This is a genomic window from Streptomyces sp. NPDC102467, assembly GCF_044765445.1.
Lineage (GTDB): Bacteria > Actinomycetota > Actinomycetes > Streptomycetales > Streptomycetaceae > Streptomyces.
This window is the reverse complement of sequence record NZ_JBIWKA010000002.1, coordinates 238,813-257,159: the sequence shown is the minus strand read 5'-3', so window position 1 is coordinate 257,159 and position 18,347 is coordinate 238,813. Positions and strand designations below refer to the sequence as shown.

Genomic DNA, 18,347 nt, shown 5'->3' with positions numbered 1-18,347 from the left:
CCGCCACCGGGGACGGTTCAGTCCCGGGAGGCCGTCCAGCCCACCGCGTCGATGCGCGACGAGTCGGCCGGGCGGGCCTCGTCGAAGACGACCCGGCGGCCGTCGGTGACCCGTACGCCGTCCACGTAGGCCCCGCGTCCCACGTACAACTGGTCCGTCGTGTACCGCCAACGTACGCGCGTAGAAGCCGTGTTGAACCCACTGAGGTCGGCGGTGAGGCGGTGCCAGGTGCGGTCCGCGTAGCCGTCCACCGCGCCCGTCGCGTGGGCGTCGGCGTGGTCCGTGGTGAAGGGGAGCGCCTTCCAGGTGGAGCCGCCGTCCGTGGACACTTCCATGACGAGGGAGTCGGCGCCCGGTTCCGTGTCCCACCACAGGGCGCACGTGAGGCGCGCTCCGGGTGCGGTGAGGCGCAGGTCCGGCAGGGTCAGGGTGGCGGTCGTGGCACTCGCCATGCCGGCGAACCAGGCGGTGCGGCCGTGCGCGGGCCGCACCGCGACGGCGCGCGCCATGTCGTTGCCCGTGGCGACCCGGGGAGCGGATCCGGACCGCCAATTGCGCACGGGATGAACGGAGTTGCCGAGCACGATGAGGAAGGAGTCGGTCGTCGGGTCGAGGACGATCGAGGTGCCGGTGAAGCCCGTGTGGCCCGCCGTGCGCGGCGTCGCCATCGCGCCCATGTACCAGTGCTGGTAGAGCTCGAAGCCAAGACCGTGCTCGTCGCCGGGGAAAGCCGTGTTGAAGTCCGTGAACATCAGCTCCACCGACTTCTCCGACAGGATGCGGGCGTCGCCGTACACCCCGCCGTTCAGCAGCATCCGGCCGAGGATCGCCAGGTCCCACGCGGTCGAGAAGACACCGGCGTGGCCCGCGACGCCGCCGAGCCCGAACGCGTTCTCGTCGTGCACCTCGCCCCAGACCAGGCCGCGGTCCAGGCCCGACCACGGCGCCCGCTCGTCCTCCGTCGCCGCGATCTTCGGCTTCCATGAGGCGGGCGGGTTGTAGCGGGTGCGCGTCATTCCGAGCGGCTCCGTGATCCGCTCGCGCAGCAGTACGTCGAGGCTCTTGCCGGTGAGCTTCTCCAGGACCAGCTGGAGCGAGATGAGGTTGAGGTCCGAGTAGAGGTAGACGGTGCCGGGCGGGTTGAGCGGGACCTCGTTCCAGACCAGGCGGAGCTGCCCCTCGCGCGTGGCTTCCTTGTAGAGCGGGATCCAGGCGCGGAACCCTGAGGTATGCGTGAGCAGTTGACGGATGGTCACGTCCTGTTTTCCGCCACCCGCGAAGTCCGGGAGGTACGCGGCGACCTTCGCCTCCAGTTCCAGCACGCCCCGCTCGATCGCCTGCACGGCGAGGATCGACGTGAACAGTTTCGACACGGAGGCCAGGTCGAAGACGGTGTCATCGGCCATGTCGATCTGCTCGTCCGCGGGGAACTCGACGCCGGTGTCGGTCGTGTCGTCGTAGTGCGAGTAGCGCACCGCCTTGCCGATCGGCTGGTGCAGCGCCACGGTGCCGCCCCGCCCCGCGAGCAGGACCGCCCCCGCGTACCAGGGGTGCTTGGGGGAGGGGGCGAGGAACTTCTCCGCGTCCACGACCAGTTGACGCAGGTGACCGGCGAGCAGGCCCGCGCGCTCGGGGGATCCGTGGCGCAGGGTGGGCCGCCGCCGCTCCTTCTTCCGCTCGGCGGCCGCGGCGGGGCCTGCCGGGAAGGGGGTGAGGGCGACGGCGCCGCCCAACGCGAGTCCTGCGGCGCCCAGTTGGCGTCGGGTGAGGCCGCCGCGTGATCTGTCCTGGTCCCCTGAGTTCATGAGCAGGCCTCCTGAAAGTATCTTTCGGGATCTCACTGGACGGGTGAAACTTTCATGTCAGTACTACGTCGTGTCAACCACCCCGGGCCGGGTGAGCGAGCGGTGAAGAATCTGACGCTGCATCAGAAAACCCCTTCCGTCGTCCGCCCCGCTGCGGCATCCTGCGCCCATGCAGACGGAGCTGAGCAAGAAACTGGGGATCGAGCACGCTGTCTTCGGCTTCACGCCGTTCCCCGCGGTGGCCGCCGCCATCAGCAGGGCCGGAGGCCTCGGCGTGCTCGGCGCGGTCCGCTACACGGCACCCGAGGACCTCACCCGCGACCTGGACTGGCTGCACGAGCACGCCGACGGCCGTCCTTACGGTCTGGACGTCGTCATGCCCGCCAAGAAAGTCGAGGGCGTCAGCGAGGCGGACGTCGAAGCGATGATCCCGGAGGGCCACCGGCGGTTCGTCCAGGACACCCTCGCCAAACACGGCGTACCCGAACTCGCCGCGGGCGAGGCGTCCGGCTGGCGCATCACCGGCTGGATGGAACAGGTCGCCCGCGGCCAGCTCGACGTCGCCTTCGACTACCCGATCAAACTCCTCGCCAACGCGCTCGGCTCACCCCCGGCGGACGTCATCGCCCGCGCCCACGAGCACGACGTCCTCGTCGCCGCGCTCGCGGGCAGCGCCCGGCACGCCCGCAAGCACGCCGACGCGGGCATCGACATCGTCGTCGCCCAGGGCTACGAGGCGGGCGGCCACACCGGCGAGATCGCGTCGATGGTGCTCACCCCCGAGGCCGTCGAGGCCGTCGCCCCGCTCCCGGTGCTGGCCGCCGGCGGTATCGGCAGCGGACAGCAGGCGGCCGCCGCGTTCGCCCTCGGCGCGCAGGGCGTCTGGCTCGGCTCGGTGTGGCTGACGACCACGGAAGCCGACATGAGCTCGCCCGCCCTCACCCGCAAACTGCTCGCCGCGGGCTCCGGCGACACGGTGCGCTCCCGCGCCCTGACCGGGAAGCCGGCCCGTCAGTTGCGCACGGAGTGGACGGACGCGTGGGACGACCCGGCGGGTCCCGGCACCCTGCCCATGCCGCTGCAAGGCCTGCTCGTCGCCGAGGCGGTCTCCCGGATCCAGAAGTACGAGGTGGAGCCGCTGCTCGGCACTCCCGTGGGGCAGATCGTGGGCCGCATGAACGAGGAGCGCAGTGTCCAGGCGGTCTTCGATGAGCTGACCCGGGGTTTCGAGAAGGCGATCGACCGGGTCAATCGGATTGCCGGTCGGTGACAGGTTCTTGGGCCGGGTCCGCCGATTCGCCGTGGGGCGTGAGCGGGTTCCGCGGCCGCGGCCCGGTGGGGCTTCTCGCGCAGTTCCCCGCGCCCCTGAAATGCGCACTGCGTGCGCCATTCCAGAGGCGCGGCCCTAGGGGCGCGCCTCTAGATGGCGCGCTTAGCCCCCACCGGCCCGCGGTGGCAAAACCTCCTAGGGGCGCGGGGAACTGCGCGACCGGGCCCCACCGGGCCGCACCCAGCGACGAAACCTCCACCCGTCAGAAAGGACGCACCCCATGCCCGACCAGCACCCCCCGAACGGTTTCTGGGCCCAGGCCACCGAAAACCCCGGCCGCACCGTGCTGCACGCTCCGGACGGCGACACCTGGACCGCGGGACGCCTGCACGCGGCCGTCAACAAGCTGGTGCACGGCCTGCGCGAGGCCGGGATGAAGCGCGGCGACGCCTTCGCCGTCGTCCTCCCCAACGGCGTCGAGTTCTTCACCGCTTACCTGGCCGCCTCGCAGGCCGGGTTCTACCTCGTGCCCGTCAACCACCACCTGGTCGGCCCGGAGATCGCCTGGATCGTCGCCGACTCCGGGGCGAAGGTACTGATCGCGCACGAGCGGTTCGCCGAGCAGGCCCGGGCCGCCGCCGACGAGGCGAACCTGCCCGCGACCCACCGCTACGCCGTAGGCGATGTCGACACCTTCCGGCCCTACACCGAACTCCTCGACGGGCAGCGGGAGTCGGCGCCGGACGAGCGGACCCTGGGCTGGGTCATGAACTACACGTCAGGGACGACGGGCCGCCCGCGCGGCATCCGCCGCCCGCTGCAGGACAAGCTCCCCGAGGAGGCCTACCTCGGCGGTTTCCTCGGGATCTTCGGCATCAAGCCCTTCGACGGCAATGTGCACCTCGTCTGCTCGCCGCTCTACCACACGGCGGTGCTCCAGTTCGCGGGCGCGGCACTGAACATCGGGCACCCGGTCATCCTCATGGACAAGTGGACACCCGAGGAGATGCTGCGGGTCATCGACACCCACAAGTGCACGCACACGCACATGGTGCCGACCCAGTTCCACCGCCTCCTCGCGCTCCCGCAGGACGTGAAGGACCGCTACGACGTGACCTCCATGCGGCACGCCATCCACGGCGCCGCGCCCTGCCCCGACCACGTCAAGCGCGCCATGATCGACTGGTGGGGCACGTGCGTCGAGGAGTACTACGCGGCGAGCGAGGGCGGCGGTTCGTTCGCCACCGCCGAGGAGTGGCTGAAGAAGCCGGGCACGGTCGGAAAGGCCTGGCCCATCAGTGAGTTGGCCGTCTTCGACGACGACGGGAACCGCTTGCTCCCTGGTGAACTCGGAACTGTCTACATGCAGATGAAGACCGGCGGATTCTCGTACCACAAGGACGAGACCAAGACGAAGAAGAACCGCATCGGCGCCTTCTTCACCGTCGGTGACCTCGGGGTCCTCGACGAGGACGGTTACCTCTTCCTCCGCGACCGGAAGATCGACATGATCATCTCCGGTGGCGTCAACATCTACCCCGCCGAGATCGAGTCGGCGCTCCTCATGCACCCGGCCGTCGCCGACGCGGCCGCGTTCGGGATCCCGCACGACGACTGGGGCGAGGAGGTCAAGGCCGTGGTGGAGGTCGCCGAGGGCCGCGAGGCCGGTGACGCCCTCGCCGCCGAGATCCTCGCCCACTGCGAGGCCCGGCTCGCGGGCTACAAGCGGCCCAAGAGCGTCGACTTCATCGAGACGATGCCCCGCGACCCCAACGGCAAGCTGTACAAGCGGCGCCTGCGGGACCCGTACTGGGAGGGACGTACCCGGGTGGTGTGACCCGCGGCGGGCCGCACGCACGTGTCTTGACCTGGCGTCCGCGGGCGCACAGGATCACGCCATGACGACGTCACCGGCAGCCGAAGCGGCAGGCAGCACCGGCAGTACCGTCGACGGGATGCTGCGCCGCAGCGCCCGCCGCACCCCGGCGCGGATCGCCCTGCGCTACGGGCCGCGCGTATGGACGTACGCGGAACTGGACGACGCCGTCTCGCGCGCGGCCGGCCTCCTGCGCGGCCTGGGGCTCGCTCCCGGCGAGCGGGTCGGCGCCTACGCGCACAACTCCGACGCGTACCTCATCGGGTTCCTGGCCTGCGCCCGCGCGGGCCTCGTGCACGTCCCCGTCAACCAGAACCTGACCGGTGACGACCTCGCCTACATCGTCCACCAGTCCGGCAGCGCGCTCGTGCTCACCGACCCGGGCCTCGCGGACCGACTGCCCGACGGCGTCCGGACTCTGACGCTGCGCGACGCGGACGACTCCTTGCTGGCGCGGCTGGCGGCCTCCGCCCCCTACGACGGGCCGCAGCCGGGCCCCGACGACCTCGCCCAGCTCCTCTACACCTCCGGCACGACGGCCCTGCCCAAGGGTGCCCGGATGTCGCACCGGGCTCTCGTCCACGAGTACGTCAGCGCCATCCACGCCCTCGACCTGAAGGCCACGGACCGGCCGGTCCACTCGCTGCCGCTGTACCACTCGGCGCAGATGCACGTGTTCCTGCTGCCGTACCTCGCGATCGGCGCCACGAACACGATCCTGGACGCGCCCGAGGCCGCGCGGATCCTCGAGCTGGTCGAGAGGGGCGAGGCCGACAGCCTCTTCGCGCCGCCGACCGTGTGGATCGGCCTCTCCCAGCACCCCGACTTCGCGACCCGCGACCTCGGCGGACTGCGCAAGGCGTACTACGGCGCGTCGATCATGCCGGTGCCCGTCCTTGAACGGCTGCGCGAGCGGCTACCGGGGCTCGCCTTCTACAACTGCTTCGGACAGAGCGAGATCGGCCCGCTCGCCACCGTCCTCGGGCCCGACGAGCACGAGGGGCGGATGGACTCGTGCGGGCGGCCCGTCCTGTTCGTCGAGGCGAAGGTCGTCGACGAGGACGGCAAGGACGTGCCCGACGGCACGCCGGGCGAGGTCGTCTACCGTTCCCCGCAGCTCTGCGACGGCTACTGGGACAAGCCCGAGGAGACCGCGCGGGCCTTCCGTGACGGCTGGTTCAGCTCCGGCGACCTCGCCGTGCGCGACAGCGAGGGCTACTTCACCGTCGTCGACCGGGTGAAGGACGTCATCAACTCCGGTGGTGTACTGGTCGCTTCACGCCAGGTCGAGGACGCCCTCTACACGCATCCGGCCGTCGCGGAGACGGCGGTCGTCGGGCTTCCCGACGAGCGGTGGATCGAGGCGGTGACAGCCGTCGTCGTCCGTGCCCACGAGGTCACGGAGGCCGAACTCCTCGCCCACGCGCGCGAACGCCTCGCCCACTTCAAGGCGCCCAAGCGCGTCGTCTTCGTGGACGAACTCCCGCGCAACGCCAGCGGCAAGATCCTCAAGCGAGAACTGCGGGACCGTCTTCGAAGCGCCGCCTCCTCCGACAAGCCCTAGGGGGTGCGGAGATCCACGATGCGCTTGATCTTGCCGACCGAGCGCTCCAGCGTCTCCGGGTCGACGATCTCGGCAGCCACCGTCACCCCGACGGCGTCCTTCATCCCCGTCACGATGGCCCGCACGGCAGCGGCCCGCTCGTCCGGTGTCGCGTCGGCCTTGGCCTCCGCGCGGACCGTCAGCGCGTCCATCCGGCCCTCGCGGGTCAGCCGGAGCTGGAAGTGCGGGGCCACGCCGGGCGTGCGCAGCACGATCTCCTCGACCTGCGTGGGGAACAGGTTCACCCCGCGCAGGATCACCATGTCGTCGCTGCGGCCGGTGATCTTCTCCATCCGGCGGAACGCCGGCCGCGCCGTCCCCGGCAGCAGCCGCGTCAGATCTCGTGTCCGGTATCGGATCACCGGCATCGCCTGCTTCGTCAGCGAGGTGAAGACCAGCTCGCCCGGCTCGCCCTCCGGCAGTACCTCGCCCGTGACCGGGTCGACGACCTCCGGGTAGAAGTGGTCCTCCCAGATGTGCAGGCCGTCCTTCGTCTCCACGCACTCCTGGGCGACGCCCGGACCGACGACCTCGGAGAGTCCGTAGATGTCCACGGCGTCGATCCCGCACCGCTCCTCGATCTCCCGCCGCATCTCCTCCGTCCACGGCTCCGCACCGAAGATGCCGACCTTCAGGGACGTGGAGCGCGGGTCGACACCCTGCCGCTCGAACTCGTCGAGGAGCGTCAGCATGTACGACGGTGTCACCATGATGATCTCGGGCCGCAGGTCGAGGATCAGCCGGACCTGGCGGGCCGTCATGCCGCCGGACGCCGGGATGACGGTGCAGCCGAGCCGCTCCGCGCCGTAGTGCGCGCCGAGTCCGCCCGTGAACAGGCCGTATCCGTACGCCACATGGACCTTGTGCCCGGGTCTGCCGCCCGCCGCGCGGATCGCGCGCGCCACCATGTCGGCCCACATCGACAGATCGTCCTCGGTGTACCCGACGACCGTGGGCAGGCCCGTCGTCCCGCTGGAGGCGTGCAGCCGCCGCACCTCGGCCTGGTCCACGGCGAACATCCCGAAGGGGTAGTTGTCCCGCAGGTCCGCCTTGGTCGTGAACGGGAACCGCGCCAGATCGTCGAGGGACGTGCAGTCCTGCGGATGCACCCCCGCCTTGTCGAAGGCCTCGCGGTAGAACGGCACCCGCTCGTACACCCGGCTCAGCGTCCCGCGCAGCCGCTCCAGCTGGAGCGCCCGCAGCTCCGCCGCGCCCAGGCGCTCGCCCTCGTCCCACCACTGCGTCGTCGTCGACGTCATCGACCGCACTCCCGAACTGCCGACCGATCATTCGGTTGACCTGCTGGTCGTCAGTAATTCAAGGCGGAGCCGCCCACGTCAAGACATGCGACGTCACGCGTTGATCCGCGTCGCGGGAAAGGACGTTGCCGCCCGGACCGCCGGCCTGTGATGATCACGCCATGTTCACGTTCACCGCACCGGACGGCACCGAACTCGCCTGTCACGTCCGCGGCTCGGGCCCGCCGCTGGTGTGCCTGCCGGGCGGTCCGATGCGCGCGTCCGAGTGCCTCGGGGACCTGGGCGGCCTCACCGCCCACCGGACCCTGTACCTCCCGACCTGCGCGGCACCGGGAAGTCGGCGGCGCCGGCCGACGAGACGACGTACCGCTGCGACCGGCAGATCGGCGACGTCGAGGCGCTCCGCGTCCACCTCGGGCTCGAACGGATGGACGTCCTGGCCCACTCGGCGGGCTGCAACCTCGCCGTCCTGTACGCGGCCCGCCATCCGGAGCGGATCGCCCGGCTCGTCCTGGTCACCTCCGCACAGCGGGCCCTCGGCCTGCGGGCGAGCGTAGACGAGCGGCGCGCGGCGGCCCAACTGCGGCGCCATGAACCGTGGTTCGAGGCCGCGTACGCCGAGTACGAGAAGCTGCTCGCCGGGCGGGACGACGCGGACTACCTCTACGACGCGTTCTTCTACGGGCGCTGGGACGAGCGCGCGCAGGCGCACGCGGCCCGCACCGACGACCAGACGAACGAGCGCGCCGAGGTGCTCTACGCCGCCGACGGCGCCTACGATCCGCCCGCGACGCGTGCCGCGCTGACCCGCCTCGACGCCCCGGTACTGCTGCTCGCCGGTGAGCTGGACGGCGGCCCGCGCCCCGAACTCGTGCACCGCGCCGCGCAGAGCTACTCGCGGGGCCGGGTCGTGGTGCAGCCCGGCGCCGCGCACTACCCCTGGCTGGACGACGAGGCGTTCTTCGTGGCGCGGGTGGCGGAGTTCCTGTCGGCCGAGTGAAGGTGGCCGCTCGCCTCAAGAACGTACGGCGTGGTCGTCCCCAGCACCACGAACCCCAGCCGCTCCAGGATCGGCCTGCTGTACGGCGACGCGTCGACGTGTACGTACGAGAACCCTCGCTCGGCCGCGATGCGCGCCCGGAACGCGACGAGCGAGCGGTAGATGCCGCGTCCCCGCCATGCGGGCACGGTGCCGCCGCCCCACAGGCTCGCGAAGTCCGTCCCCGCGTTCAGTTCGAGCCGGGCGGCGCTGACCGGCTCGTCGCCGTGCAGCGCGACCACGGCGGGCACGGTCGCCGGATCCCCCGCGAGCTGCTGACGCACCTGGTGGCCGATCGAGGACCGCCCGCTGTCGAAAGCCCGCGCATGCACCTGCTCGACCAGCTCGACCTGCGCCTCCCCGGTGACGGGCAGCAGCCGGATCCCGTTCGGCGGCGCGACGTCGAACGCAAGACCGGCCGTCTCGGCCACGAGCAGCGTCTCCGTCTCCTCGGCCACGAACCCGGCGGCGATCAACCGCGCTCCCAGATCACCGGGCCGGTCGTGTCCGTACGCCTTCCACTCCGCCTCGACGCCCAACTCGGCGTAGAACCGCACCTGTTCGGCGATGGCCGCATCGGCGCTCGCCGCGTCGAGTCCCGACCACAGCACCCCGTTCCAGCCGGCTCCCGGGCCGACCTGCCGCACGACATCGCCGACCCGCTCGACCCGCGCCCCCGGCTCGTCGGGCCGCGCCTCGCGCCGCAACTGCCGGTCGAAGAGAGCCAGCACCGCTTCTTGATCCATCCGCCCACTCCAGCAGCGGCCCGGGCGCCGGGCAACCGGATTAAGGTACGGCCATGTCCTCCGTGCGCCGTTTCTACGACGACCTCGCCCCCGGCTATCACCGGATCTTCCAGGACTGGGACGCGAGCATGGAGGCCCAGGCGCGCTCCCTCGACCCGCTCGTCGGGGCCGCCCTCGGCGCGGGCCCGCACCGGATTCTGGACGCCGCCTGCGGTATCGGCACCCAGGCGATCGGCCTGGCCGGCCGCGGTCACCGGGTCGTCGGCACGGACCTGAGCCCGCGGGCCGCGGCTCGCGCGGGGACCGAGGCGGCCGCGCGCGGCGTGTCCCTGCCCACGGCCGCCGCGGACCTGCGCGCTCTGCCGTTCGGTCCCGCGACGTTCGACGCGGCGGTGTGCGCCGACAACTCCCTCCCGCATCTGCTCACACCCGACGACCTGCTGGCAGCGCTGACCGGCCTGCGCCGGGTGCTCCGCGACGAAGGGCTGCTGCTGCTCACGGTCCGCGACTATGACGAGGCGCGCCGCACCCGGCCCACGGCGCCGCCACCGCAGCTGTCGACGGACACCGACGGCCGGGAGACGATCACTCTCCAGCTCTGGCACTGGCACGACGGCGGCGAACGCTACGACCTGCGGCACCTCCAGCTGACCGGGCAGGCCGACGACTGGCGCGTGCGGGAGCGCCGCACCACGTACTGGGCCTTGACGAAGGAACAGCTGACGGGCTTCGTGCTGCGTGCGGGCTTCACCGATGTCACCTGGCACGCACCGCAGAGCACCGGCTTCTACCAGCCGGTGCTCACCGCGCGGCGCGGTCCGGGTCAGCCGGTCGATTCGGCGGCCACCGTCCGCGCCCACCGATAGTCGGCCTTGCCGCTCGGTGACCGCTGGATGCTGTCCGTCACGACCAGCTGGCGGGGGATCTTGTAGCCCGCGAGGTGCGTGCGGCAGTGGTCCTGGACGGCGTCCAGGGTGAGGGCGGGGGCGCCGGGTCTGAGCTGGACCACGGCGGCCACGTGGTTGCCCCACTTCGCGTCGGGGACCCCGGCGACCAGCGCGTCGTAGACGTCCGGGTGGGACTTGAGGGCCTGCTCGACCTCTTCCGGGTAGACCTTTTCGCCACCGGTGTTGATGCACTGGGAGCCGCGGCCGAGGACAGTGACGATGCCCTCCTCGTCGACCGTGGCCATGTCGCCGAGCAACACCCAGCGCTCGTCGCCCTTCTGGAAGAACGTCTCCGCGGTTTTCTTCGGGTCGTTGTAGTAGCCGAGCGGGACATGGCCGCGCTGCGCGAGACGGCCCACCTCGCCGACGGCGACCGGCTCGTGCGTCGCGAGATCGACCACCTGCGTACGGGAGTTGACGCGGAGCCGGAAGCCCTGGCCCGCACCCGAGTCGTCGGTCGCGGTGCCGTTGAAGCCGGACTCCGACGAACCGAAGTTGTTGAGCAGCATCACGGTCGGGACCAGCGCCTGGAACTGGGCGCGCACCGTGTCCGACATGATGGCGCCCGACGAGGAGACGCTGAACATCGACGAGCAGTCCGTGCCCTTCAGTGGGCCGTTGAGCGCGTCGACGAGGGGGCGCAGCATCGCGTCGCCCACCAGTGACATGCTCGTCACCTTCTCCTTCTCGATCGTGCGCAGTACCTCCTCCGGCACGAACTTGCTGTGGATCACGATGCGTTGACCGAAGTTGAAACCGATGAACGCCGTGAGGGTGGACGTGCCGTGCATCAGCGGGGGAGTGGGGAAGAAGGTGATCCCGTCGCCGCCGGCCGCCACCCGTTCCGCGAGCTCCTGAGGCCGCGATACGGGCTCGCCCGTCGGCGCTCCTCCACCCAACCCCGAAAAGAACAAGTCCTCCTGACGCCACATCACACCCTTGGGCATGCCTGTCGTGCCGCCGGTGTAGATGATGAACTGGTCGTCCGCCGACCGCGGTGCGAACCCGCGCTCGGGCGACGACGCGGCCTCGGCCTCGGTGAAGTCCACGGCCTTCAGCGGCGGCGCGTCCGGTGCCGGAGCCCCCACCCGCACCAGGTGCCGCAGCTTCTCCGTCTGTGGCAGCGCCGCCGCCACACGCTCGGTGAACTCCGCGTCGAAGACCAGGGCGGCCAGATCCGCGTCCCGATAGAGGTAGATCAACTCCTCTTCTACGTAACGGTAGTTGACGTTGACCGGGACCACCCGCGCCTTGAGGCAGCCGAGCACCGTCTGCAGGTACTCGATGCCGTTGTAGAGGTGCAGGCCCAGGTGTTCGCCGGGGCGCAGCCCGCTGTCGATCAGGTGGTGGGCGACGCGGTTGGCCGCCGCGTCGAGTTGCGCGTACGTCAGCCTGCGCTCCGCACCCGTGCCGGGGTGGTCGATGTGGACGAGTGCTTCGCGGTCCGGGACCACGTCGACGACCGACTCGAACAGGTCGGCAAGGTTGTACTCCACCGCTCCTCCTGACCGTGGCCCCATCTCATGTGGCCGTCATCAGAACAGAGACGGTGGGAAGGCGGAAGGGGCCCCGCAGAAGAAATCTGACTGAGTGTCAGAAAACTCTTGAACTGGCCCGCCCCCTCCTGCAACCTGTTCTGGTCTCAGGAGCCTTGAGGCGCCGCAGGCCGACTGGAGGGCAGTCATGGGTGGGACCGAACATCTCGACGTGCGGCGCGAGGGCGCGACGCTCGTCCTCACGCTCAACCGGCCCGAGGCCAAGAACGCCCTCTCCCTGCCGATGCTCGTCGGCCTGTACGACGGGTGGCTCGAAGCCGACGCCGACGACACGGTCCGCTCGGTCGTGCTCACCGGGGCCGGCGGATCGTTCTGCGCGGGGATGGACCTCAAGGCGCTGGCCGGGAAGGGGATGGAGGGCGAGCAGTACCGCGACCGCCTGAAGGCCGATCCGGACCTGCACTGGAAGGCGATGCTGCGCCACCACCGCCCGCGCAAGCCGGTGATCGCGGCGGTGGAGGGGTACTGCGTCGCGGGCGGCACGGAGATCCTTCAGGGTACCGACATCCGGGTGGCGGGGGAGTCGGCGACGTTCGGGCTGTTCGAGGTGAAACGAGGCCTGTTCCCGATCGGCGGCTCGACGGTTCGGCTGCCGCGGCAGATCCCGCGTACGCACGCCCTGGAGATGCTGCTGACGGGGCGCCCGTATCCGGCTCCGGAAGCGGCCGCGATCGGTCTCGTGGGGCGGGTGGTCCCGGACGGTACGGCTCTGGATGCGGCGCTGGAGATCGCCGAGCGGGTCAATGCGTGCGGGCCACTGGCCGTGGAGGCGGTGAAGGCGTCCGTGTACGAGACGGCCGGGGTCTCGGAGGCGGAGGGCCTGGCCTCGGAGCTGAAGCGTGGGTGGCCGATCTTCGACACGGCCGATGCGAGGGAGGGGGCGCGGGCCTTTGCGGAGAAGCGGCCCGCGGTGTTCCGACGGGAGTAGTGGTGCCCCGCGCAGCCCCCGCTCGGCTCGGCGTCTGCCCCGTTGCTCGTTCGTCGCCGGGTGCGGGCCGGTGGGGCTTCTCGCGCAGTTCCCCGCGCCCCTGAGATGCGCACTGCGTGCGGCATCTCATCGATGAAGGCCGCGGCGAAGCCGCGCCTTCAGGGGCGCGGGGAACGGCGCGATCACCACGACGAGACCCGCACTCGGCAACGAACACCAGCGGCGCAGACGCAGCCCCGCGATCACCACGACGAAACCCGCGGTCGGGAACCCACACCAGCGGCGCAAACGCAGCCCCTCGATCACCACGACGAGACCCGCACTCGGCAACGCCCATCCGCGACGCAGACGCAGCCCCTCGATCACCACGACGAGACCCGCACTCGGCAACGAACACCAGCGGCGCAGACGCAGCCCCGCGATCACCACGACGAGACCCGCACTCGGCAACGCCCATCCGCGACGCAGACGCAGCCCCGCGATCACCACGACGAGACCGGCAATCCACAACCCCGGCCCCCACACGCACTCCCCAAACGAAAACACCCCCGCACCCCAAAGGAGCCCCGATGACGCCCCCGCCCCAACCGGAGGTTCTCCGCGCACCGTTGGTCGTGGAGTTTCCCTTCACCCGTTCCCTGGGCCCCGTCCAGAGCGCTTTCCTGACCGGGCTGCGCGACCGGACGGTCCTCGGCGTGCGAACGACCAGCGGCAGCGTCCTCGTGCCGCCGGTCGAGTACGACCCCGTCACCGCCGACGAGATCCGCGACCTGGTCGAGGTGGGCGCCGCCGGCACCGTCACCACCTGGGCCTGGAACCCCGAACCCCGGCGGGGGCAGCCCCTCGACACCCCCTTCGCCTGGGTCCTGGTCAAGCTCGACGGCGCCGACACCGCCCTGCTGCACGCCCTCGACGCCCCGGGGCCGGAGGCCGTCCGCACCGGTCAGCGCGTCCGCATCCGATGGGCCGACGAACGGACCGGCGCCATCACGGACATCGCCTGCTTCGAACCGGACGACGACGCCGGTGCCGCGGCCCATCAAGTCGCACCGCACACGGGGGAGTTCGAGAATCCCGTCACCGGCATCGTCGCACCCGCCCGCCTCGACTACACCTACGGCCCCGGCGCCGCCCAGAGCCGGTACATCAACGCTCTCGCGGACAACCGCACCGTCGGCGAGCGCTGCCCCTCCTGCCACAAGGTGTACGTCCCGCCCCGCGGCGCCTGTCCCACCTGCGGCGTCGCCACCACCGACCAGGTCGAGGTCGGCCCGGCCGGCACCGTCACCACGTACTGCATCGTCAACGTCAAGGCGAAGAACCTCGACATCGAACTGCCCTACGTCTACGCGCACATCGCCCTCGACGGCGCCGACCTCGCCCTCCACGGCCGGATCGCGGGAATCCCGTACGACCAGGTCCGGATGGGCCTGCGCGTCGAACCGGTGTGGAGCGAGGGCGGGCGCTACCCCGACCACTACCGGCCGACCGGCGAACCGGACGCCGACTACGACACGTACAAGGAGCTGATCTGAATGCGGCCGCCGATCCGGGACATCGCCGTCGTCGCCTTCGGGCAGACCGACCACCGGCGCACCACCGACGAGCAGTCGGAGGTCGAGATGCTGATGCCCGTGCTGCACGAGGTGCTCGACGCGACGCGCCTGAAGACCAGCGACATCGGGTTCACCTGCTCGGGGTCGAGCGACTACCTCGCCGGGCGCGCCTTCTCCTTCACCATGGCGCTCGACGGTGTCGGCGCGTGGCCGCCGATCTCCGAGTCGCACGTCGAGATGGACGGCGCGTGGGCGCTGTACGAGGCGTGGACCAAACTGCTGACCGGCGAGGCCGACACCGCGCTCGTCTACGCGTACGGGAAGTCGTCGCCGGGCTCGGTGCGTGACGTACTGACCCGGCAGCTCGACCCGTACTACGTCGCCCCCCTGTGGCCCGACTCCGTCGCGCTCGCCGCGCTCCAGGCTCAGGCACTGATCGACGCGGGCGACACCGACGAACCCGCCCTGGCCGGTGTCGCCGCGCGCAGTCGCCGGGCCGCAGAGGCCAACCCGCACGCCCAACTGCGCGGCGCCGCGGTGGCGCAGGGCGACTACGTCGTCCATCCCCTGCGCACGGGCGACTGCCCGCCGATCGGGGACGGCGCCGCCGCCGTGATCCTCGCCGCCGGGGACCGGGCCCGCGACCTGTGCGAGCGGCCCGCCTGGATCCGCGGCATCGACCACCGCATCGAGGCGCACAGCCTCGGAGTCCGCGATCTGACCGACTCGCCCTCCGCGCGGCTCGCCGCCGAGAACGCGGGCGCCTTCGAACGGCCCGTGGACACAGCCGAGTTGCACGCCCCCTTCACCTCGCAGGAAATCGTCCTGCGCAAGGCGCTGCGGCTCGGCGATGACGTCGCCGTCAACCCGTCCGGCGGCGCGCTCGCCGCCAACCCGGTGATGGCCGCCGGGCTGATCCGCATAGGCGAGGCCGCGGCTCGTATCCACCGCGGCGACTCCCACCGGGCACTCGCCCATGCCACCTCCGGGCCCTGCCTCCAGCAGAACCTGGTCGCCGTACTCGAAGGAGAAGAAGGAGGGGACCAGCGATGAACAGCACAGCCAAGGAGCCCGTGGCCGTTGTTGGGATCGGGCAGACCAAGCACGTCGCCGCCCGCCGCGACGTGTCCCTCGCCGGGCTGGTCCGCGAGGCCGCCCAAGAGGCGCTCGCCGACGCCGAGTTGACGTGGGCCGACATCGACGCCGTCGTCATCGGCAAGGCGCCCGACTTCTTCGAGGGCGTCATGATGCCGGAGCTGTACCTAGCCGACGCGCTCGGCGCCGTGGGCAAACCGATGCTGCGCGTGCACACCGCCGGGTCCGTGGGCGGCTCGACCGCGCTCGTCGCCACCAACCTCGTCGCGGGCCGCGTCCACGGCACCGTCCTCACCCTCGCCTTCGAAAAACAGTCGGAATCCAACGCCATGTGGGGGCTGTCGCTGCCCATCCCGTTCCAGCAGCCGCTGCTGGCCGGGGCCGGCGGTTTCTTCGCACCGCACGTACGCGCCTACATGCGGCGCACGGGCGCGCCCGACAGCGTCGGCTCCCTCGTCGCGTACAAGGACCGGCGCAACGCGCTGAAGAACCGCTACGCCCACCTCCACGAACACGACATCACCCTGGAGAAGGTCCAGGCCTCGCCGATGCTGTGGGACCCCATCCGCTACTCCGAGACCTGCCCCTCCTCCGACGGCGCCTGCGCGATGATCCTCACCGACCGCGCGGGGGCGGCCCGTTCACCCCGGCCTCCCGCCTGGCTGCTCGGCGGCGCCATGCGCAGCGAGCCCACCCTCTTCGCCGGCAAGGACTTCGTGTCGCCGCAGGCCGGCAAGGACTGCGCCGCGGACGTGTACCGGCAGGCGGGCATATCCGACCCGCGCCGCGAGATCGACGCCGTCGAGATGTACGTGCCGTTCTCCTGGTACGAGCCGATGTGGCTGGAGAACCTCGGCTTCGCCGACGAGGGCGAGGGCTGGAAACTCACCGAGGCGGGTGTGACGGAACTCGACGGCGACCTGCCCGTGAACATGTCGGGTGGCGTCCTGTCCACCAACCCCATCGGTGCCTCCGGCATGATCCGCTTCGCCGAAGCCGCCCTGCAAGTACGTGAACAGGCCGGGGAGCACCAGGTCGACGGCGCCCGCAAAGTACTCGGGCACGCCTATGGAGGCGGCTCGCAGTTCTTCTCCATGTGGCTCGTCGGCGCCGAACCGCCGACGCGATGATCGTCCGACGCGTACCCGATGAGCGCCCGCCGGACGATCGCCGCCTTCGCGGCCTGTCCGGGGTACGAACCGATCGCTAGGCTGGCGCACGGACGACGAACCGGGAGGAGCACGGACGTGGCCGAAAGCACCATCGACCAGCACCCGCTCATGGGGTGGGACAAGCCGGACCTGGACCTGAGCAAGGCGGACTGGCACTCCAGCAGCAGGGGAGTGGGCGATGTCCAGATCGCCTTCGTGGAGGGATTCATCGCGATGCGCAACAGCGGGAGCCCCGAGAGTCCGTCCCTGATCTTCACGCCGGACGAGTGGGGAGCCTTCGTGCTCGGCGCCCGGGAGGGCGAGTTCGACCTGACGTAGACGGAGACGTAGACCTTGACGTAGACGTAGAAACGAATACGTAGACCGAATTTCCCGCTCGGTTTCCGACACGTGACCTTCGGACCTGTCCTGTGGCTCTTGTGTGCGCGAGCCTGGCCACAGGAACAGCCGGTCAAAGAGGGCACGACCAATGTGCCCGGTGTCGGAGGCGAAGAAAACATGAGCACGCCGCACCCCCTGCCCGTCGTCGCCGCGGTCGACGGGTCCGACGACAGCAAGCGCGCCCTGGCCTGGGCGCTCACCGAGGCGGTCCGGCGCGGCACGGACCTGCGCGTCGTACATGTACGGCAGTACGCGCCCGGACTTCAGCCCGCCGTGCTCGTGGCAGGGCCCGACGAGCCCGCCGACGACCGGGTGATCGGGGACGTACGCAAGGCGCTGGAGGCACGCGAGGGGCCGCCGCCGCTGGAGTTCATCAGCCGTGAGGGGATGCCCGCCGCGGTGCTGCCCGAGATGAGCGCCGAGGCGCAGCTGCTGGTGCTCGGCTCACGCGGTCGCGGCGGCTTCGCCAGCCTGCTGCTCGGCTCGAACGGGGTGGCTGCCGCCCGCGATGCCGTCTGCCCCGTCGTCGTGGTGCCGCCGCCGGGGCGCGAGGTGCACGGCGACGCACCCGTACCGCCCGGACCGCGCGTCGTCGTCGGCCTGCAGACCGACGACCCGGACCAGACTGTGCTCGGCTTCGCCTTCGAGCACGCCGAGCGGACCGGCGCACGGTTGCAGGTGGTCGCCGCCTTTCCGTGGCCGGTACTCGCCTGGACCGCGTTCGGCGACTTCACGCCGACCACGGTCGACCAGGAGGCAGCCGAGCGCGAGACGCTGGATCTGGCCAACGCGGCCGTCGCCGCACAGCGGAAGTCTCACCCTAAAGTAGAGGTCGACCTTTACGTCGCGCCCGGCGACGCGGCAGGTCATCTCGTCGAGAACTCGCGCGCGGCCGATCTGGTCGTCGTCGGCCGGCACCGCCGCCGCTTCACTCGCCCCGCTCCGATGCTCGGCTCGGTCACCCAGGCCGTACTGCTGCACGCGGCGAGCCCGGTCGCGGTCGTACCCCCGGCGGAGAACCCGACTGAGTGAGCGGGCCGCTCGGCACAGCACGACGCATCCGCGCCCGGCCGGCTCGTCGAGCCGGCCGGGCGCGACGCTTACGTCGTTCCAG

15 protein-coding genes and 1 pseudogene are annotated in these 18,347 nt (G+C 71.0%); 11 read left to right on the top strand and 5 right to left on the bottom strand.

Annotated elements, in window-relative coordinates:
* Positions 1-17: 17 nt before the first annotated feature.
* On the bottom strand, positions 18-1,805 hold the full coding sequence (locus tag ACIREE_RS04225) for a serine hydrolase (protein ID WP_404145945.1): 1,788 nt from the start codon (positions 1,803-1,805) through the stop codon (positions 18-20).
* 169 nt (positions 1,806-1,974) lie between these two features.
* On the opposite strand from ACIREE_RS04225, the gene ACIREE_RS04220 reads away from it, so the two are divergent.
* The 3 genes from ACIREE_RS04220 to ACIREE_RS04210 all read left to right on the top strand — a co-directional run bounded on the left by ACIREE_RS04220 (position 1,975) and on the right by ACIREE_RS04210 (position 6,515).
* Positions 1,975-3,075 carry an NAD(P)H-dependent flavin oxidoreductase gene (locus tag ACIREE_RS04220; RefSeq protein ID WP_404145942.1) on the top strand — a complete coding sequence of 367 codons (1,101 nt, stop codon included), beginning with the start codon at positions 1,975-1,977 and terminating at the stop codon, positions 3,073-3,075.
* Between the two features lie 280 nt (positions 3,076-3,355).
* Positions 3,356-4,912, top strand: coding sequence for an acyl-CoA synthetase (locus tag ACIREE_RS04215; RefSeq protein ID WP_404145940.1), 1,557 nt, complete (start codon positions 3,356-3,358; stop codon positions 4,910-4,912).
* Between the two features lie 61 nt (positions 4,913-4,973).
* The gene (locus ACIREE_RS04210; protein ID WP_404145937.1) at positions 4,974-6,515 is read left to right on the top strand and encodes an acyl-CoA synthetase; all 1,542 of its coding nucleotides are present in this window, start codon (positions 4,974-4,976) and stop codon (positions 6,513-6,515) included.
* Here the strand turns inward: ACIREE_RS04210 and paaK are convergent.
* The gene (gene paaK, locus ACIREE_RS04205; protein WP_404145934.1) at positions 6,512-7,813 is read right to left on the bottom strand and encodes a phenylacetate--CoA ligase PaaK; all 1,302 of its coding nucleotides are present in this window, start codon (positions 7,811-7,813) and stop codon (positions 6,512-6,514) included. The genes ACIREE_RS04210 and paaK overlap by 4 nt on opposite strands.
* A 161-nt stretch (positions 7,814-7,974) precedes the next feature.
* On the opposite strand from paaK, the pseudogene ACIREE_RS04200 reads away from it, so the two are divergent.
* Positions 7,975-8,813 (top strand): annotated as a pseudogene (locus ACIREE_RS04200) (alpha/beta fold hydrolase).
* Here ACIREE_RS04200 and ACIREE_RS04195 read toward each other — a convergent pair.
* Positions 8,747-9,598: a GNAT family N-acetyltransferase gene (locus ACIREE_RS04195; RefSeq protein ID WP_404145932.1), complete on the bottom strand. Its 852-nt coding sequence runs from the start codon at positions 9,596-9,598 to the stop codon at positions 8,747-8,749. The pseudogene ACIREE_RS04200 and the gene ACIREE_RS04195 sit on opposite strands and share 67 nt — an antisense overlap.
* Positions 9,599-9,651: 53 nt before the next feature.
* On the opposite strand from ACIREE_RS04195, the gene ACIREE_RS04190 reads away from it, so the two are divergent.
* Entirely contained in the window at positions 9,652-10,464 is an 813-nt protein-coding gene (locus ACIREE_RS04190; protein ID WP_404145929.1) for a class I SAM-dependent methyltransferase, read from the top strand.
* On the opposite strand, the gene ACIREE_RS04185 is transcribed toward ACIREE_RS04190, so the two are convergent.
* Positions 10,422-12,041: an acyl-CoA synthetase gene (locus ACIREE_RS04185; RefSeq protein ID WP_404145926.1), complete on the bottom strand. Its 1,620-nt coding sequence runs from the start codon at positions 12,039-12,041 to the stop codon at positions 10,422-10,424. The two genes, ACIREE_RS04190 and ACIREE_RS04185, sit on opposite strands and share 43 nt — an antisense overlap.
* Positions 12,042-12,228: 187 nt before the next feature.
* Between ACIREE_RS04185 and ACIREE_RS04180 the strand changes: the two genes are divergently transcribed.
* Positions 12,229-13,029 carry a crotonase/enoyl-CoA hydratase family protein gene (locus tag ACIREE_RS04180; RefSeq protein ID WP_404145923.1) on the top strand — a complete coding sequence of 267 codons (801 nt, stop codon included), beginning with the start codon at positions 12,229-12,231 and terminating at the stop codon, positions 13,027-13,029.
* A gap of 126 nt (positions 13,030-13,155) precedes the next feature.
* On the opposite strand, the gene ACIREE_RS04175 is transcribed toward ACIREE_RS04180, so the two are convergent.
* A complete protein-coding gene (locus ACIREE_RS04175) occupies positions 13,156-13,518 on the bottom strand; it encodes a hypothetical protein (RefSeq protein ID WP_404145920.1) in 363 nt (120 codons plus the stop codon).
* Positions 13,519-13,598: 80 nt separating this feature from the next.
* Here ACIREE_RS04175 and ACIREE_RS04170 point away from each other — a divergent pair, with 80 nt between their 5' ends.
* From ACIREE_RS04170 to ACIREE_RS04150, 5 genes are all read left to right on the top strand, one after another.
* A complete protein-coding gene (locus tag ACIREE_RS04170; protein WP_404145917.1) occupies positions 13,599-14,564 on the top strand; it encodes a Zn-ribbon domain-containing OB-fold protein in 966 nt (321 codons plus the stop codon).
* Complete coding sequence (locus tag ACIREE_RS04165; protein WP_404145914.1) at positions 14,565-15,638, top strand: thiolase domain-containing protein; 1,074 nt, start codon at positions 14,565-14,567, stop codon at positions 15,636-15,638.
* Positions 15,635-16,810, top strand: coding sequence for a thiolase domain-containing protein (locus ACIREE_RS04160; RefSeq protein ID WP_404145912.1), 1,176 nt, complete (start codon positions 15,635-15,637; stop codon positions 16,808-16,810). The genes ACIREE_RS04165 and ACIREE_RS04160 overlap by 4 nt, the downstream gene beginning before the upstream one ends.
* A 117-nt stretch (positions 16,811-16,927) precedes the next feature.
* Positions 16,928-17,170, top strand: coding sequence for a DUF397 domain-containing protein (locus ACIREE_RS04155; RefSeq protein ID WP_404145909.1), 243 nt, complete (start codon positions 16,928-16,930; stop codon positions 17,168-17,170).
* Between the two features lie 180 nt (positions 17,171-17,350).
* Positions 17,351-18,265, top strand: coding sequence for a universal stress protein (locus tag ACIREE_RS04150; protein WP_404145907.1), 915 nt, complete (start codon positions 17,351-17,353; stop codon positions 18,263-18,265).
* Positions 18,266-18,347 lie beyond the last annotated feature (82 nt).

Bases quoted from the DNA above. Each gene is read 5' to 3' on its own strand.
- ACIREE_RS04220 (WP_404145942.1), top strand. From the start codon at position 1,975: ATGCAGACGGAGCTGAGCAAGAAACTGGGGATCGAGCACGCTGTCTTC.
- ACIREE_RS04170 (WP_404145917.1), top strand. From the start codon at position 13,599: ATGACGCCCCCGCCCCAACCGGAGGTTCTCCGCGCACCGTTGGTCGTG.
- ACIREE_RS04195 (WP_404145932.1), bottom strand. From the start codon at position 9,598: ATGGATCAAGAAGCGGTGCTGGCTCTCTTCGACCGGCAGTTGCGGCGC.
- paaK (WP_404145934.1), bottom strand. From the start codon at position 7,813: ATGACGTCGACGACGACGCAGTGGTGGGACGAGGGCGAGCGCCTGGGC.
- ACIREE_RS04210 (WP_404145937.1), top strand. From the start codon at position 4,974: ATGACGACGTCACCGGCAGCCGAAGCGGCAGGCAGCACCGGCAGTACC.
- ACIREE_RS04150 (WP_404145907.1), top strand. From the start codon at position 17,351: ATGAGCACGCCGCACCCCCTGCCCGTCGTCGCCGCGGTCGACGGGTCC.
- ACIREE_RS04215 (WP_404145940.1), top strand. From the start codon at position 3,356: ATGCCCGACCAGCACCCCCCGAACGGTTTCTGGGCCCAGGCCACCGAA.
- ACIREE_RS04180 (WP_404145923.1), top strand. From the start codon at position 12,229: ATGGGTGGGACCGAACATCTCGACGTGCGGCGCGAGGGCGCGACGCTC.
- ACIREE_RS04165 (WP_404145914.1), top strand. From the start codon at position 14,565: ATGCGGCCGCCGATCCGGGACATCGCCGTCGTCGCCTTCGGGCAGACC.
- ACIREE_RS04190 (WP_404145929.1), top strand. From the start codon at position 9,652: ATGTCCTCCGTGCGCCGTTTCTACGACGACCTCGCCCCCGGCTATCAC.
- ACIREE_RS04160 (WP_404145912.1), top strand. From the start codon at position 15,635: ATGAACAGCACAGCCAAGGAGCCCGTGGCCGTTGTTGGGATCGGGCAG.
- ACIREE_RS04225 (WP_404145945.1), bottom strand. From the start codon at position 1,805: ATGAACTCAGGGGACCAGGACAGATCACGCGGCGGCCTCACCCGACGC.